The organism is Streptomyces sp. NPDC013157, assembly GCF_042899865.1.
Lineage (GTDB): Bacteria > Actinomycetota > Actinomycetes > Streptomycetales > Streptomycetaceae > Streptomyces.
In genome coordinates this window covers 154,336-170,210 of record NZ_JBIBAK010000022.1, presented here as the reverse complement: position 1 = coordinate 170,210, position 15,875 = coordinate 154,336, and the positions used below count along the sequence as shown (strand labels likewise).

General features: G+C 70.9%; 15 protein-coding genes. All 15 read left to right on the top strand.

What is annotated here, in order from left to right:
- The first annotated feature begins 134 nt into the window (after positions 1–134).
- On the top strand, positions 135–812 hold the full coding sequence (gene pgsA, locus ACFY6U_RS45460; RefSeq protein WP_390048056.1) for a phosphatidylinositol phosphate synthase: 678 nt from the start codon (positions 135–137) through the stop codon (positions 810–812).
- Positions 809–1,717 (top strand): phosphatidylinositol mannoside acyltransferase, encoded by a 909-nt coding sequence (locus ACFY6U_RS45455; RefSeq protein WP_390048054.1) that lies wholly within the window; start codon positions 809–811, stop codon positions 1,715–1,717. Before pgsA ends, ACFY6U_RS45455 begins: the two co-directional genes overlap by 4 nt.
- Positions 1,714–2,874, top strand: coding sequence for a glycosyltransferase family 4 protein (locus ACFY6U_RS45450; RefSeq protein ID WP_390048052.1), 1,161 nt, complete (start codon positions 1,714–1,716; stop codon positions 2,872–2,874). Before ACFY6U_RS45455 ends, ACFY6U_RS45450 begins: the two co-directional genes overlap by 4 nt.
- Positions 2,875–3,012: 138 nt before the next feature.
- Entirely contained in the window at positions 3,013–3,564 is a 552-nt protein-coding gene (locus ACFY6U_RS45445; protein WP_351487702.1) for a hypothetical protein, read from the top strand.
- Between the two features lie 104 nt (positions 3,565–3,668).
- A complete protein-coding gene (gene pdxS / locus ACFY6U_RS45440; RefSeq protein ID WP_093505318.1) occupies positions 3,669–4,574 on the top strand; it encodes a pyridoxal 5'-phosphate synthase lyase subunit PdxS in 906 nt (301 codons plus the stop codon).
- Between the two features lie 20 nt (positions 4,575–4,594).
- Positions 4,595–5,203: a pyridoxal 5'-phosphate synthase glutaminase subunit PdxT gene (gene pdxT / locus ACFY6U_RS45435; protein ID WP_390048049.1), complete on the top strand. Its 609-nt coding sequence runs from the start codon at positions 4,595–4,597 to the stop codon at positions 5,201–5,203.
- Positions 5,204–5,252: 49 nt separating this feature from the next.
- Positions 5,253–6,005 carry a YebC/PmpR family DNA-binding transcriptional regulator gene (locus ACFY6U_RS45430; RefSeq protein WP_390048047.1) on the top strand — a complete coding sequence of 251 codons (753 nt, stop codon included), beginning with the start codon at positions 5,253–5,255 and terminating at the stop codon, positions 6,003–6,005.
- A gap of 151 nt (positions 6,006–6,156) precedes the next feature.
- Positions 6,157–6,696 (top strand): crossover junction endodeoxyribonuclease RuvC, encoded by a 540-nt coding sequence (gene ruvC, locus ACFY6U_RS45425; protein ID WP_390048045.1) that lies wholly within the window; start codon positions 6,157–6,159, stop codon positions 6,694–6,696.
- A complete protein-coding gene (gene ruvA, locus ACFY6U_RS45420) occupies positions 6,693–7,298 on the top strand; it encodes a Holliday junction branch migration protein RuvA (protein WP_390048043.1) in 606 nt (201 codons plus the stop codon). The genes ruvC and ruvA overlap by 4 nt, the downstream gene beginning before the upstream one ends.
- 27 nt (positions 7,299–7,325) lie before the next feature.
- Positions 7,326–8,399, top strand: a complete 1,074-nt coding sequence (gene ruvB / locus ACFY6U_RS45415; RefSeq protein ID WP_390048041.1) for a Holliday junction branch migration DNA helicase RuvB — start codon at positions 7,326–7,328, stop codon at positions 8,397–8,399.
- A gap of 538 nt (positions 8,400–8,937) precedes the next feature.
- Positions 8,938–9,471: a preprotein translocase subunit YajC gene (yajC, locus tag ACFY6U_RS45410; protein WP_390048039.1), complete on the top strand. Its 534-nt coding sequence runs from the start codon at positions 8,938–8,940 to the stop codon at positions 9,469–9,471.
- A 141-nt stretch (positions 9,472–9,612) separates the two neighbouring features.
- Positions 9,613–11,418, top strand: coding sequence for a protein translocase subunit SecD (gene secD / locus ACFY6U_RS45405; protein ID WP_390048037.1), 1,806 nt, complete (start codon positions 9,613–9,615; stop codon positions 11,416–11,418).
- Positions 11,419–11,421: 3 nt separating this feature from the next.
- Positions 11,422–12,534: a protein translocase subunit SecF gene (gene secF, locus ACFY6U_RS45400; RefSeq protein ID WP_390048035.1), complete on the top strand. Its 1,113-nt coding sequence runs from the start codon at positions 11,422–11,424 to the stop codon at positions 12,532–12,534.
- Entirely contained in the window at positions 12,531–13,070 is a 540-nt protein-coding gene (locus ACFY6U_RS45395; RefSeq protein WP_390048034.1) for an adenine phosphoribosyltransferase, read from the top strand. The genes secF and ACFY6U_RS45395 overlap by 4 nt, the downstream gene beginning before the upstream one ends.
- A gap of 227 nt (positions 13,071–13,297) precedes the next feature.
- Positions 13,298–15,826 (top strand): RelA/SpoT family protein, encoded by a 2,529-nt coding sequence (locus tag ACFY6U_RS45390; RefSeq protein WP_390048032.1) that lies wholly within the window; start codon positions 13,298–13,300, stop codon positions 15,824–15,826.
- Positions 15,827–15,875 lie beyond the last annotated feature (49 nt).

The window sequence follows — 15,875 nt, the reverse complement described above, 5'->3', positions numbered from 1 at the left end:
CGCGGGACCCTTCCCGACGGGCCGCCGGCCCCTCCTGCGAGTGCCCACCCGTCGCACACACGCGCGCGTGGCTACGATGGGCCAGCCGGGGTGGCCAGCAGGGGCCGCACGGCGCAACGACCGTCGGGAAGGCCATGCTGAACAAGTACGCGCGTGCATTCTTCACGCGTGTCCTCACACCGTTCGCCGCGTTTCTCATCCGCCGGGGCGTGAGCCCGGACACGGTCACGCTCCTCGGCACGGCCGGAGTGGTCGCGGGCGCGCTGGTCTTCTTCCCCCGGGGTGAGTTCTTCTGGGGCACGATCGTGATCACGCTGTTCGTGTTCTCGGACCTGGTGGACGGCAACATGGCCCGCCAGCTGGGCCGCACCAGCCGCTGGGGCGCCTTCCTGGACTCCACCCTGGACCGGGTCGCCGACGGCGCGATCTTCGGCGGCTTCGCCCTCTGGTACGCGGGCAACGGGAACGACAACGTCCTGTGCGCGGTCGCCATCTTCTGCCTGGCCAGCGGCCAGGTGGTGTCGTACACCAAGGCGCGCGGCGAGTCGATCGGGCTGCCGGTGGCCGTCAACGGTCTCGTGGAGCGTGCCGAGCGCCTGGTGATCTCGCTGGTGGCGGCGGGCCTGGCCGGCTTCCACAAGTTCGGCGTCCCGCACATCCAGATCCTGCTGCCGATCGCCCTGTGGATCGTCGCCGTGGGCAGCCTGGTCACCCTGGTCCAGCGGGTCGTCACGGTCCGCCGGGAGTCCGCCGAGGCGGAGGCCGCGGCCGAGCGCGAGAAGGCCTCGCACGGGAGCGAGGCCTCCCAGTGACCGCCGCCGACCGGCTCACCGACTCCATGTACGGTCTCGGCTGGAGCACCGTCAAGAAGCTCCCCGAACCGGTCGCCGTGCGCCTCGGCAACTCCGTCGCGGACCTCGCCTGGAAGCAGCGCGGCAAGGGCGTCCAGCGGCTCGAGTCGAACTACGCGCGCGTGCGGCCCGACGCGAGCCCCGAGCGGCTGCGCGAACTCTCCCGGGCGGGCATGCGGTCGTACCTGCGCTACTGGATGGAGTCCTTCCGGCTGCCGTCCTGGAGCGAGGAGCGGATCCGGACCGGCTTCGTCCCCAAGGACGTCCACCACCTCACCGACGGCCTCGCCTCCGACCGCGGGGTGATCCTCGCGCTGCCGCACCTGGCCAACTGGGACCTGGCCGGTGCCTGGGTCACCACCGAGCTGGAGACCCCGTTCACCACGGTCGCCGAGCGCCTCAGGCCCGAGACGCTGTACGACCGTTTCGTCGCCTACCGCGAGGGCCTCGGCATGGAGGTCCTCCCGCACAGCGGCGGCACCGCCTTCGGCACCCTGGCCCGCAGGCTGCGCGACGGCGGCCTGGTCTGCCTGGTCGCCGACCGCGACCTGTCCGCCTCCGGCATCGAGGTCGGTTTCTTCGGCGACACCGCGCGGATGCCCGCCGGACCGGCCCTGCTGGCCCAGCAGACCGGCGCGCTCCTGCTGCCCGTGACGCTCTGGTACGACGACACCCCCGTCATGAAGGGCCGGGTGCACGCCCCGATCGAGGTACCCGAGTCAGGTGACAAGGCGTCGAAGACGTCTGTCATGACACAGGCGCTGGCCGATGCCTTCGCCACCGGGATCGCCGACCATCCGGAGGACTGGCACATGCTGCAGCGGTTGTGGCTCGCGGACCTCGACCCCGCGAAGGGACCGTCGTGAGGATCGGCATCGTCTGCCCCTACTCCTGGGACGTCCCGGGTGGCGTCCAGTTCCACATCCGCGACCTCGCCGAGTACTTCATCGGCCTGGGCCACGACGTCTCCGTCCTCGCCCCCGCCGACGACGACACCCCGCTGCCGCCCTACGTCGTCTCGGCCGGCCGCGCGGTCCCGGTGCCGTACAACGGCTCGGTGGCCCGCCTCAACTTCGGCTTCCTGTCCGCCGCGCGGGTGCGCCGCTGGCTGCACGACGGCGCGTTCGACGTGGTCCACATCCACGAGCCGACCTCGCCCTCCCTCGGCCTGCTGACCTGCTGGGCGGCGCAGGGTCCGATGGTGGCGACCTTCCACACCTCCAACCCGCGCTCCCGCGCGATGATCGCCGCGTACTCGATCCTCCAGGCGGCCCTGGAGAAGATCAGCGCCCGGATCGCCGTCAGCGAGTACGCCCGCCGCACCCTGGTCGAGCACCTCGGCGGCGACGCCGTCGTGATCCCCAACGGCGTCGACGTCGACTTCTTCGCCAAGGCCGAGCCGCGCCCCGAGTGGCAGGGCGACACCATCGGCTTCATCGGCCGCATCGACGAGCCCCGCAAGGGTCTCCCGGTGCTGATGAAGGCCCTGCCCAAGATCCTCGCCGCCCGGCCGCAGACCCGGCTCCTGGTGGCGGGCCGGGGCGACGAGGAGGCCGCGGTCGAGTCGCTCCCCGCCGAGCTGCGCTCCCGCGTCGAGTTCCTCGGCATGGTCAGCGACGAGGACAAGGCCCGCTTCCTGCGCAGCCTCGACCTGTACATCGCGCCCAACACGGGCGGCGAGAGCTTCGGGATAATCCTCGTGGAAGCCCTGTCCGCGGGCGCGCCTGTCCTCGCCTCCGACCTCGACGCCTTCGCCCAGGTCCTCGACCAGGGGGCGGCGGGCGAACTCTTCGCCAACGAGGACGCGGACGCGCTGGCCGAGGCCGCGGTACGGCTCCTGGAGGACCCGGAGTACCGGGCCGGGCTGCGCGCCCGCGGCAGCGTGCACGTACGGCGCTTCGACTGGTCCACCGTGGGCGCGGACATCCTGTCCGTCTACGAGACGGTGACGGCGGGCGCGGCGGCGGTGGCGGCCGACGAGCGGTCGGGGCTGCGGGCGAGGTTCGGGCTGGCGCGGGACTAGGCGCTTCGCTGCGAGGGCCGCGATGCGTGGTGCGGCGTCTGCCGTCTCACGGGTGCGGCGTCGTCGTGGCTGGTCGCGCAGTTCCCCGCGCCCCTTCGGGGGCGCACTGCTGTGGGTGCTTCCTATAGCGTTCCGCCCGTGACCGCAACGCTCGTCTGGACCCTCTGTATCCTCGCCGCCCTCGTGGTGATCGGCCTCTATCTGAGCTGGACCGCAGGCCGCCTCGATCGGCTGCACTCGCGGATCGACGCCGCCCGGGCCGCCCTCGACGCGCAGTTGCTGCGGCGGGCCTCGGTGGCCCAGGAGCTGGCGACCTCGGGGGTGCTGGATCCCGCCTCTTCGATCGTGCTGTACGAGGCCGCGCACGCGGCCAGGCAGGCCGAGGAGGAGCAGCGGGAGGTCGCGGAGAGCGAGTTGAGCCAGGCCCTGCGGGCCGTCTTCGAGCACCCGCAGCAGGTCGAGGAGGTCCGTCAGGCCCCCGGCGGCGACGCCGCCGCGAGCGAGCTGGCCGAGGCCGTACGCCGGGTCCCGATGGCTCGCCGCTTCCACAACGACGCCGTCGGCGCGGCCCGCCGGCTGCGTGAACACCGCAAGGTCCGGTGGTTCCGGCTGGCCGGGCACGCCGCCTTCCCGCTGGCCTTCGAGATGGACGACGAACCGCCTGCCGCGCTGGTCGAGCGCACGGCCTGACCGGAAAACGATCCACCGCCTTCCCATTGGCCCTTGCTGTGGACTGGTCCACTCGCGTTTCCTCGGTGTTTGCAGAAACCCTCTTTCAGCGAGTGAGGTCACCCGTGTCCACCAGTGAGAACCAGACCCCCGAGACCGGCACCGCCCGTGTGAAGCGCGGCATGGCCGAACAGCTCAAGGGCGGCGTGATCATGGACGTCGTCACGCCGGAGCAGGCGAAGATCGCCGAGGACGCGGGCGCCGTCGCCGTCATGGCCCTGGAGCGGGTCCCGGCCGACATCCGCAAGGACGGCGGGGTGGCCCGGATGTCCGACCCGGACATGATCGAGGGCATCATCGAGGCCGTGTCGATCCCGGTCATGGCCAAGTCCCGGATCGGCCACTTCGTCGAGGCCCAGGTCCTGCAGTCGCTCGGCGTCGACTACATCGACGAGTCCGAGGTCCTCACCCCGGCCGACGAGGTCAACCACTCCGACAAGTGGGCCTTCACCACCCCCTTCGTCTGCGGCGCCACCAACCTCGGTGAGGCCCTGCGCCGGATCGCCGAGGGCGCGGCCATGATCCGCTCCAAGGGCGAGGCCGGCACCGGCAACGTCGTCGAGGCCGTCCGCCACCTGCGCCAGATCAAGGGCGAGATCGCCAAGCTGCGCGGCTGCGACAACAACGAGCTGTACGCCGCCGCCAAGGAGCTGCGCGCCCCCTACGAGCTGGTCAAGGAGGTCGCCGAGCTCGGCAAGCTGCCGGTCGTGCTGTTCTCCGCCGGTGGCGTCGCCACCCCGGCCGACGCGGCCCTGATGCGTCAGCTCGGCGCCGAGGGCGTCTTCGTCGGCTCCGGCATCTTCAAGTCCGGCGACCCGGCCAAGCGCGCCGCCGCCATCGTCAAGGCGACCACCTTCTACGACGACCCGAAGATCATCGCGGACGCGTCCCGCAACCTCGGCGAGGCCATGGTCGGCATCAACTGCGACACCCTCCCCGAGACCGAGCGCTACGCCAACCGCGGCTGGTAAGGCCAGAAGGTTTCGCACACATGACCGACGCACCTGTCATAGGCGTCCTGGCCCTCCAGGGCGACGTACGGGAGCACCTCATCGCCCTGGCCGCGGCCGACGCCGTGGCCAGGCCGGTCAGGCGCCCCGAGGAACTCGCCGAGGTGGACGGCCTCGTCATCCCCGGCGGCGAGTCCACCACCATCTCCAAGCTGGCCGTCCTGTTCGGCGTGATGGACCCCCTCCGCGCGCGCGTGCGCGACGGAATGCCCGTCTACGGCACCTGCGCCGGCATGATCATGCTCGCCGACAAGATCCTCGACCCGCGCTCGGGCCAGGAGACCATCGGCGGCATCGACATGATCGTGCGCCGCAACGCCTTCGGGCGGCAGAACGAGTCGTTCGAGGCGGCGGTCGACGTCCGCGGGATCGACGGCGATCCTGTAGAGGGTGTGTTCATCCGCGCCCCCTGGGTCGAGTCGGTCGGCGCCGGGGCCGAGGTGATCGCCGAGCACGAGGGCCACATCGTCGCGGTCCGCCAGGGCAACGTACTCGCCACGTCGTTCCACCCGGAGCTGACCGGCGACCACCGCGTGCACTCGCTCTTCGTCGACATGGTGCGCGCCTACCGGGCACCGGAGTCCTTGTAGGATCTCTGGAGTTCGTTGCAGAGATGGGTTACGCGAAGGAGACAGGCAGATGTCCGGCCACTCTAAATGGGCTACGACGAAGCACAAGAAGGCCGTGATCGACGCCAAGCGCGGCAAGCTCTTCGCGAAGCTGATCAAGAACATCGAGGTCGCGGCCCGCATGGGCGGCGTGGACCTCGAAGGCAACCCGACGCTCTACGACGCCGTCCAGAAGGCGAAGAAGCAGTCGGTCCCGAACAAGAACATCGACTCCGCGATCAAGCGCGGCGGTGGCCTCGAGGCCGGCGGTGCCGACTACGAGACGATCATGTACGAGGGCTACGGCCCGAACGGCGTCGCGGTGCTCATCGAGTGCCTCACCGACAACCGCAACCGCGCCGCCTCCGACGTGCGCGTCGCCATGACCCGCAACGGCGGCAACATGGCGGACCCGGGCTCGGTGTCGTACCTCTTCAACCGCAAGGGCGTCGTGATCGTCCCCAAGGGCGAGCTGACGGAGGACGACGTGCTCGGCGCCGTCCTGGACGCGGGCGCCGAGGAAGTCAACGACCTGGGCGAGTCCTTCGAGGTGCTCAGCGAGGCCACCGACATGGTCGCCGTCCGCACCGCCCTCCAGGACGCCGGGATCGACTACGACTCCGCCGAGGCCAACTTCGTCCCGACCATGCAGGTCGAGCTGGACGAGGAGGGCGCCAAGAAGATCTTCAAGCTGATCGACGCCCTGGAGGACAGCGACGACGTCCAGAACGTCTTCGCCAACTTCGACGTCAGCGACGAGGTCATGGAGAAGGTCGACGCGTAACGCTGCCGCGGGCTGAGCCGACCGACCGGGCCGACGGGACACACCCGTCGGCCCGTCGCCATGTCGGCCGTTGTCGGTGGCACCCGCTAGCCTGCACGAACTGGGGGCACCTCCCAGCGATAGCTGGGCGAGACCGAAGGGAGGGGGCGCGGTGCGCGTACTGGGGGTGGACCCCGGGCTGACCCGGTGTGGTGTCGGGGTCGTCGAGGGAGTTGCCGGGCGGCCGCTCACCATGGTCGGTGTGGGGGTCGTACGGACACCGGCGGACGCCGAGCTCGGCCGTCGCCTCGTCGCCGTCGAGCAGGGCATCGAGCAGTGGCTCGACGAGTACCGGCCCGAGTTCGTCGCCGTGGAGCGGGTGTTCAGCCAGCACAACGTACGGACCGTGATGGGCACCGCCCAGGCCAGCGCCGTCGCCATGCTGTGCGCCGCCCGCAGGGGCATCCCGGTCGCCCTGCACACCCCCAGCGAGGTCAAGGCCGCCGTCACCGGCTCCGGACGCGCCGACAAGGCCCAGGTCGGTGCCATGGTCACCCGGCTGCTCAGGCTCAGCGCCCCGCCGAAACCCGCCGACGCCGCCGACGCCCTCGCGCTCGCCATCTGCCACATCTGGCGCGCCCCCGCGCAGAACCGACTCCAGCAGGCCGTCGCCCTGCACGCAGCCAACGCAACGAAAGGCCGTACGGCATGATCGCCTTCGTCAGCGGCCCGGTCGCCGCCCTCGCCCCGGACTCCGCGGTGGTCGAGGTGGGCGGGATCGGCATCGCCGTCCAGTGCACCCCCAACACCCTGTCCGGGCTGCGCATGGGCCAGCCGGCCAAGCTCGCCACCTCCCTGGTCGTCCGGGAGGACTCGCTCACCCTGTACGGCTTCGTGGACGACGACGAGCGCCAGGTCTTCGAACTGCTCCAGACGGCGAGCGGCGTCGGCCCCCGGCTCGCCCAGGCGATGCTCGCCGTGCACAGCCCGGACGCGCTGCGCCGCGCAGTCGCCACGGGTGACGAGAAGGCTCTGATCGCCGTCCCCGGCATCGGCAAGAAGGGCGCGCAGAAGCTGCTGCTGGAGCTGAAGGACCGGCTCGGCGAGCCCATCGGCGCCCCTGCGATCGGTGCGCCGGTCAGCCAGGGCTGGCGCGACCAGCTGCACGCCGCCCTGATCGGTCTGGGCTACGCGACCCGGGAGGCCGACGAGGCCGTCACCGCCGTCGCCCCGCAGGCCGAGTCCGCCGGGGGCCCGCCCCAGGTCGGCCAGCTGCTCAAGGCGGCCCTGCAGACCCTCAACCGCGCCCGCTGACCCCACCACCGCTGAGGCACATCACTTATGAACTGGGACGACACGACCGACACCGGCGCCGACGCGGAGCGGCTGGTGGGCGCCGTCGCCGACCGTGAGGACCAGGCCGTCGAGGCCGCCCTGCGCCCCAAGGACCTCGGCGAGTTCATCGGTCAGGAGAAGGTCCGCGAACAGCTCGACCTGGTGCTGCGCGCCGCACGCGCGCGTGGCGCCACCGCCGACCACGTGCTGCTCTCCGGCGCCCCCGGGCTGGGCAAGACCACGCTCTCCATGATCATCGCGGCCGAGATGGGCGCCCCGATCCGCATCACCTCGGGCCCCGCCATCCAGCACGCCGGCGACCTGGCCGCGATCCTCTCCTCCCTCCAGGAGGGCGAGGTCCTCTTCCTCGACGAGATCCACCGCATGTCGCGGCCCGCCGAGGAGATGCTGTACATGGCGATGGAGGACTTCCGCGTCGACGTCATCGTCGGCAAGGGGCCGGGCGCCACCGCCATCCCCCTGGAGCTGCCCCCGTTCACACTGGTCGGCGCCACCACCCGGGCGGGCCTGCTGCCGCCTCCGCTGCGCGACCGGTTCGGCTTCACCGCCCACATGGAGTTCTACGAGCCGCGCGAGCTGGAGCGGGTGGTGCACCGCTCGGCCAACCTGCTGGACGTCGAGATCGAGCCGGCCGGCGCCGCCGAGATCGCCGGCCGCTCGCGCGGCACGCCCCGTATCGCCAACCGGCTGCTGCGCCGGGTCCGCGACTACGCGCAGGTCAAGGCGGACGGCCTGATCACCCGTGAGATCGCGCACGCGGCGCTCGCCGTCTACGAGGTGGACGAGCGCGGCCTGGACCGGCTGGACCGCGCCGTCCTGGAAGCCCTGCTCAAGCTGTTCGGCGGCGGCCCGGTCGGCCTGTCCACCCTCGCCGTCGCGGTGGGGGAGGAGCGGGAGACGGTCGAGGAGGTCGCCGAACCCTTCCTGGTCCGCGAGGGCCTGCTGGCCCGCACCCCACGCGGGCGGGTCGCCACCCCCGCCGCCTGGGCCCACCTCGGCCTGACCGCCCCGCGCGGCACGGCGGGCGCAACCGGCCAGCAGGACCTGTTCGGCACCTGACACCGACACGACGGTGCCCGGGCTGCGGGCCCGCGCACATCCGGGCCCGCGGACATCCGGGCTGCGGGCCCGCGGACATGCGGGCTGCGGACATGCGGGCTGCGGGCTCGCGGGCTGCGGGCATGCGGGCATGCGGGCTTCGGGTCTGCGGACGGTCTGCGGAAAACCGGTCCCGGCCCGGAAACCCGGTGCCCGAGCCCTCGCGCGTCCGATGCCCGGCGCCGCGCCCCTCCGGTTCCCGGAACCGTTGCCGATGGGAACGCCCCCGTGCCCGCCGTATCCCGGTCCCGGCCCCGGACTCGCGGCCCGCGCTGCGCGGACGGCCCGCCGCCCGCCGACCACACTCCCGCCGCAGACGTGATCGCTTCGTGACGGCGGGGCATTGGCGGGCCCAGGAACCCAGGTGCCATGCTGAGCGTTGTTCCATGCGCGCGGACTCGCTTAGACTCCGCCGATGCCGCCTTTGCGGGCGGCGCCGACCACACCCCCATCATCCAGGCCGCTCACCGCCGCGGCTGCGCGAAGGAAATTCCGTCCCGTGAATAGCTTGCCTCTTCTCGTGTTCATCGTCCTCATCGCGGCCATGTTCCTGATGACGCGTTCCACCCGGAAGCGCCAGCAGCAGGCCACGCAGATGCGGAACGAGATCCAGCCCGGCAACGGGGTCCGCACCATCGGGGGCATGTACGCGACGGTCAAGGAAGTCAACGAGGACACGGTCCTCCTCGACGCCGGTCCGGGCGTCGAGCTCCTCTTCGCCAAGAACGCGATCGGCGCCATCCTCACGGACGACGAGTACAACCGCATCGTGCACGGCATCGAGCACGACCTGAAGTCCGACGCCGACGTCGTCCCGGACGACGCCTCCTCCCTCACCGAGACCGACGACGCGCCTGCCGACGCTGCCGCCGCCTCCGACGACAAGGCCGTCGACCTCGGGAAGAAGGACGCCGCCGAGGACGAGGCCGCGGATGCGGAGAACAAGACCGACGGGCCGGCCGAGTCCGCGACCGCCGAGGCGAAGGCTGACGAAGAGCCGAAGAAGACCGACGGCGACTCCGACGCGAAGTAGCCGTGTCCCGGGGAGCGGTGCGTACATCCCACGCGCACCTCGCACCCCGGGTACGTCTGTTTCCCGCACGGGATCCCGACACCATGTCATGGCCGACCGCACCGACCAGGCGCGCGGCGGCCCGAGAGGGAGTACGAGAAGGTGGCAGCACCTAAGAGGGGCCGGAGCGCGAGCGCCCAGAGCAAGCCAGGGCGCTCGCTGGCCCTCATCCTGATCGCCATCGTGGCGCTCACCGGCGGAATGTTCGCCTCCGGAAACACCACTCCGCGTCTCGGTATCGACCTGGCCGGTGGTACGAGCATCACGCTGCAGGCGAGGAACGAGCCGGGCCAGCCCAACGCGATCAACAAGACCAACATGAACACCGCGGTTGAGATCATGAACCGCCGTGTCAACGGTCTGGGCGTGTCCGAAGCGGAGGTCCAGACCCAGGGCACCAGCAACATCATCGTCAACATCCCCAAGGGCACGAACTCCGCAGAGGCCCGCCAGCAGGTCGGCACCACCGCGAAGCTGTACTTCCGCCCGGTCCTGGCCCAGGAGGCCAGCGGCGCCGCGGCGTCGAGCGCCTCCCCGAGCGCGTCCGCCAGCGGCAGCTCCACCGCCTCCCCGAGCGCCTCCCCGTCGAGCAGTGCGTCGGGGTCCCAGACGGCGACCGGGTCGTCCGCCTCGCCGTCCTCCTCGGCCACCTCGCAGGGCCGCGCGGTCACCGACGGCCTCAAGGCCGGCTCCACGCCGTCGTCCTCGGCGTCCGCCTCCTCGTCGGCGAGCCCCTCCGCCACCTCCTCGGCCGACGCGAGTGCCTCCGCCAGCGCCTCCGCCGCGGCGTCCAAGCTGGAGGCCGAGTACACCGCGCTGGACTGCACCAAGGCCGCGCAGCGTGCCACCGCCGGCAAGAGCGCCAAGCCGACCGACACCACCGTGGCCTGCGGCAAGATCGGCGGCGCCTGGTTCAAGTACGTGCTCGGCCCGGCCCGCGTCGACGGCACCGATGTCAAGAAGGCCCAGGCCGTCTTCGACACGCAGGGCGCCGCAGGCTGGCAGGTCCAGATGACCTTCACCGGCAGCGGATCCAAGAAGTTCGCGGACGTCACCGGCGAGCTCGCCAAGAACACCACACAGCCGACGAACGAGTTCGGCATCGTCCTCGACGGCGAGGTCGTCTCCAGCCCGACCGTGAGCCAGTCCATCACCGGCGGCTCGGCGGAGATCTCCGGCAGCTTCACCCAGCAAGAGGCCCAGAGCCTCGCCAACGTGCTGTCGTACGGCGCGCTCCCGCTCTCCTTCAGGACGGAGAGCGTCACCACGGTCACCGCCGCCCTCGGCGGTCAGCAGCTGCACGCCGGTCTGCTGGCCGGTGCCATCGGCCTCGCCCTGGTCATCATCTACCTGGTGGCCTTCTACCGCGGCCTGTCGCTGATCGCGATCCCCTCGCTGCTGGTGTCCGCGATCCTGACCTACACGATCATGTCGCTGCTCGGCCCGACGATCCACTTCGCGCTGAACCTGCCCGCGGTCTGCGGTGCGATCGTCGCGATCGGCATCACGGCGGACTCGTTCATCGTGTTCTTCGAACGCATCCGGGACGAGATCCGCGAGGGCCGCACCCTGCGCCCCGCCGTCGAGCGGGCCTGGCCGCGCGCCCGGCGCACCATCCTGGTCTCCGACTTCGTGTCGTTCCTGGCCGCCGCCGTGCTGTTCATCGTGACCGTCGGCAAGGTCCAGGGCTTCGCGTTCACCCTCGGTCTGACCACCGTGCTCGACGTGGTCGTCGTCTTCTTCTTCACCAAGCCGCTGATGACGATCGTCGCCCGGCGTAAGTTCTTCGCGAGCGGCCACAAGTGGTCCGGGCTCGACCCGAAGGGCCTGGGCGCCAAGGCCCCGCTGCGCCGCACCCGCCGTCCCGCCGGCCCCGTCGCCGGCCCTGTCGACCCGAAGGAAGCGTGAGCGATGTCGAAACTCGGCAACCTCGGCGCCCGACTGCACCGCGGCGAGATCAGCTACGACTTCGTCGGCAAGCGCAAGATCTGGTACGGCATCTCCATCCTGATCACCATCACGGCCATCGTCGGCCTGGCGGTGCGCGGCCTGAACATGGGCATCGACTTCCAGGGCGGCGCCGTCTTCACCACCTCCAAGACCAGCGTCTCGGTGTCCCAGGCGGAGACCTACGCGAAGGAGGCCTCCGGCCACGACGCGGTCGTGCAGAAGCTCGGCACGGGCGGTCTGCGCATCCAGATCGCCGGCATGGACACCGAGAAGTCGGACGCGACCAAGGCCAAGCTGGCCACGGACATGAAGGTGGACCCCGAGTCCATCAACTCCGACCTGGTCGGCCCCAGCTGGGGTGACGAGATCGCCAACAAGGCCTGGGAGGGCCTCGGCATCTTCATGGTCCTCGTGGTGGTCTACCTGGCGATCGCCTTCGAGTGGCGGATGGCGCTCGCGGCCCTGGTCGCGCTGATCCACGACATCACCATCACGACCGGTATCTACGCCCTGGTCGGCTTCGAGGTCACGCCCGGTACGGTCATCGGTCTGCTGACGATCCTCGGTTACTCGCTCTACGACACGGTCGTCGTCTTCGACAGCCTCAAGGAGCAGACGAAGGACATCACCAAGCAGACCCGCTTCACCTACAGCGACATCGCCAACCACTCGATCAACGGCACCCTGGTCCGTTCGATCAACACCACGGTCGTCGCGCTGCTGCCGGTCGCGGGCCTGCTGTTCATCGGCGGCGGCTTCCTCGGCGCGGGCACGCTGAACGACATCTCGCTGTCGCTGTTCGTCGGTCTCGCCGCCGGTGCCTACTCGTCGATCTTCATCGCCACGCCGCTCGTCGCCGACCTCAAGGAGGCCGAGCCGCAGATGAAGGCCCTGAAGAAGCGCGTCCTCGCCAAGCGCGCCCAGGCCGCGGCCGAGGAGGAGATGGCCGGCGCCCGGGTGGGCGGCTCCGACGAGGGACCCGAGGACGCCGCTCCGGCCGTCGTCGGCCCGCGCAACCAGCCCGCGTCCCGCAACCGGGGCGGCCGCGGCCGCCCGTCGGGGAAGCGCCGGTGACCGACATCAAGGAGCTGCTGCTCAGCCGTATCCGGGACGTCGAGGACTACCCGGAGCAGGGCGTGATGTTCAAGGACATCACCCCGCTCCTGGCGGACCCCGCCGCGTTCACCGCGCTCACCGACGCCCTCGCGGAGATCGCCGAGCGCACCGGCGCCACCAAGGTCGTCGGTCTGGAGGCCCGGGGCTTCATCCTGGGCGCCCCGGTCGCCGTCCGCGCCGGTCTCGGCTTCATCCCGGTCCGCAAGGCGGGCAAGCTCCCCGGAGCCACCCTCCGCCAGGCCTACGAGCTGGAGTACGGCTCGGCCGAGATCGAGGTGCACGCCGAGGACCTCGGAGCGGACGACCGGATCCTGATCGTCGACGACGTGCTCGCCACCGGCGGCACCGCCGAGGCCGCGATCCGGCTGATCCACCGCGCCGGCGCCGAGGTCGCGGGCGTCGCGGTCCTGATGGAGCTGGGCTTCCTGGGCGGCCGCGGTCGCCTGGAGCCGGCCCTGCGGGGAGCGCCGCTGGAGGCTCTTCTCCAGGTCTGAGCGTCGTACGACCGACGGAACGGCCGTCCCCTCGGGGGCGGCCGTTCGCGTTCCGCGGGGCCCGGGGCAACCCGCAGGACACCCCCGTGGAATCCCACGGCAGCCTCCGGTGTTTCTCCCGTATACGGTCCTCTGTCCGGCCTGCAGGCGATGACACGGCCCAGGATCGCTACCATGGGCACTCCGGAGCCTGACCGGGGGACCCGGATCGCGCACGAGGAGCCCTCTTGCCAGACGAGGCCCAGCCACTGACAGCCGCCAAGCCCGAGCCCGCCTCGGCGCCCGCGGCCAAGCCCGCGCCGAACGTGTCGCAGACGAAGAACGACACCCGTGGGCCGGTCGAGCACGCCCAGTCCTCGCCGGTCGAGAAGTCGGCCGAGACCTCGCGCCCCAAGCCGGCCCCGCCCGAACGCCCCGCGACCCGCCCCAACAGCGGCCAGCCCGCACGCTCCGGCTCCTCCAACCGCGTCCGGGCCCGCCTCGCCCGCCTGGGCGTGCAGCGCGCGAACCCGTACAACCCGGTCCTGGAACCGCTGCTGCGCATAGTCCGCAGCAACGACCCCAAGATCGAGAACGCCACACTCCGCCAGATCGAACGCGCCTACCAGGTCGCCGAGCGCTGGCACCGCGGCCAGAAGCGCAAGAGCGGTGACCCGTACATCACGCACCCGCTCGCGGTGACCACCATCCTCGCCGAGCTGGGCATGGACCCGGCGACCCTGATGGCGGGCCTGCTGCACGACACCGTCGAGGACACCGAGTACGGCCTGGAGGACCTGCGCCGCGACTTCGGCGACGTCGTCGCGCTGCTCGTCGACGGCGTGACCAAGCTGGACAAGGTCAAGTTCGGCGAGGCCGCGCAGGCCGAGACCGTGCGCAAGATGGTCGTCGCCATGGCCAAGGACCCGCGCGTCCTGGTCATCAAGCTCGCCGACCGCCTGCACAACATGCGCACCATGCGCTACCTCAAGCGCGAGAAGCAGGAGAAGAAGGCGCGCGAGACCCTGGAGATCTACGCGCCGCTCGCCCACCGGCTGGGCATGAACACCATCAAGTGGGAGCTGGAGGACCTCGCGTTCGCGATCCTCTACCCCAAGATGTACGACGAGATCGTCCGGCTGGTCGCCGAGCGGGCGCCGAAGCGGGACGAGTACCTCGCCATAGTGACCGACGAGGTCCAGGCCGACCTGCGCGCCGCCCGCATCAAGGCGACCGTCACCGGCCGGCCGAAGCACTACTACAGCGTCTACCAGAAGATGATCGTCCGCGGCCGGGACTTCGCGGAGATCTACGACCTGGTGGGCATCCGCGTCCTGGTGGACACCGTCCGCGACTGCTACGCGGCCCTGGGTACCGTCCACGCGCGCTGGAACCCGGTTCCGGGGCGCTTCAAGGACTACATCGCGATGCCCAAGTTCAACATGTACCAGTCGCTGCACACGACGGTCATCGGCCCCAACGGCAAGCCCGTCGAACTCCAGATCCGGACGTTCGACATGCACCGCCGCGCCGAGTACGGCATCGCCGCGCACTGGAAGTACAAGCAGGAGGCCGTCGCCGGCGCGTCCAAGGTCCGCACCGACGTGCCGAAGTCGTCCGGCAAGGGCAAGGACGACCACCTCAACGACATGGCGTGGCTGCGGCAGTTGCTGGACTGGCAGAAGGAGACCGAGGACCCCAGCGAGTTCCTGGAGTCCCTGCGCTTCGACCTGTCCCGCAACGAGGTCTTCGTCTTCACGCCCAAGGGCGACGTCATAGCGCTCCCGGCCGGCGCCACCCCGGTGGACTTCGCGTACGCGGTCCACACCGAGGTCGGCCACCGGACGATAGGGGCCAGGGTCAACGGCCGTCTCGTCCCCCTCGAATCGACGCTGGACAACGGCGACCTGGTCGAGGTGTTCACCTCCAAGGCGACCGGCGCCGGACCGTCCCGCGACTGGCTCGGCTTCGTCAAGTCCCCGCGCGCCCGCAACAAGATCCGCGGCTGGTTCTCCAAGGAGCGCCGGGACGAGGCGATCGAGCAGGGCAAGGACGCCATCGTCCGCGCGATGCGCAAGCAGAACCTGCCGATCCAGCGCATCCTCACCGGCGACTCGCTGGTCACGCTGGCGCACGAGATGCGCTACCCGGACATCTCCTCGCTGTACGCGGCGATCGGCGAGGGCCATGTGGCCGCGCAGAACGTCGTGCAGAAGCTGGTGCAGGCGCTCGGCGGCGAGGAGGCGGCCACCGAGGAGATCGACGAGTCGGTCCCGCCGACCCGCGGCCGCCGCAGCAAGCGGCGCAGCAGCCAGGACCCCGGGGTGGTCGTGAAGGGCGTCGACGACGTCTGGGTCAAGCTGGCCCGCTGCTGCACCCCCGTGCCCGGCGACCCGATCATCGGCTTCGTCACGCGCGGCAGCGGGGTCTCGGTGCACCGCAGCGACTGCGTCAACGTCGAGTCACTGTCCCGCGAGCCGGAGCGCATCCTCGACGTCGAGTGGGCGCCCACCCAGTCCTCGGTCTTCCTGGTCGCCATCCAGGTCGAGGCCCTGGACCGGTCCCGGCTCCTGTCCGACGTCACCCGCGTCCTGTCGGACCAGCACGTCAACATCCTGTCCGCGGCCGTCCAGACCTCCCGCGACCGGGTGGCCACCTCCCGCTTCACCTTCGAGATGGGCGACCCCAAGCACCTGGGCCACGTCCTGAAGGCCGTACGGGGCGTGGAGGGCGTGTACGACGTCTACCGGGTCACCTCGGCGCGGAGCCGGTCGTAGCGGCGGACAGAGATACGACGAGGGGCCCCGTACGCCGTGTACGGGGCCC

Excerpts from the sequence above, each read along its gene's own strand:
- pgsA (WP_390048056.1), top strand. The coding sequence starts at position 135 with ATGCTGAACAAGTACGCGCGTGCATTCTTCACGCGTGTCCTCACACCG.
- ACFY6U_RS45430 (WP_390048047.1), top strand. The coding sequence starts at position 5,253 with ATGTCCGGCCACTCTAAATGGGCTACGACGAAGCACAAGAAGGCCGTG.
- ruvB (WP_390048041.1), top strand. The coding sequence starts at position 7,326 with ATGAACTGGGACGACACGACCGACACCGGCGCCGACGCGGAGCGGCTG.
- ruvA (WP_390048043.1), top strand. The coding sequence starts at position 6,693 with ATGATCGCCTTCGTCAGCGGCCCGGTCGCCGCCCTCGCCCCGGACTCC.
- secF (WP_390048035.1), top strand. The coding sequence starts at position 11,422 with ATGTCGAAACTCGGCAACCTCGGCGCCCGACTGCACCGCGGCGAGATC.
- pdxT (WP_390048049.1), top strand. The coding sequence starts at position 4,595 with ATGACCGACGCACCTGTCATAGGCGTCCTGGCCCTCCAGGGCGACGTA.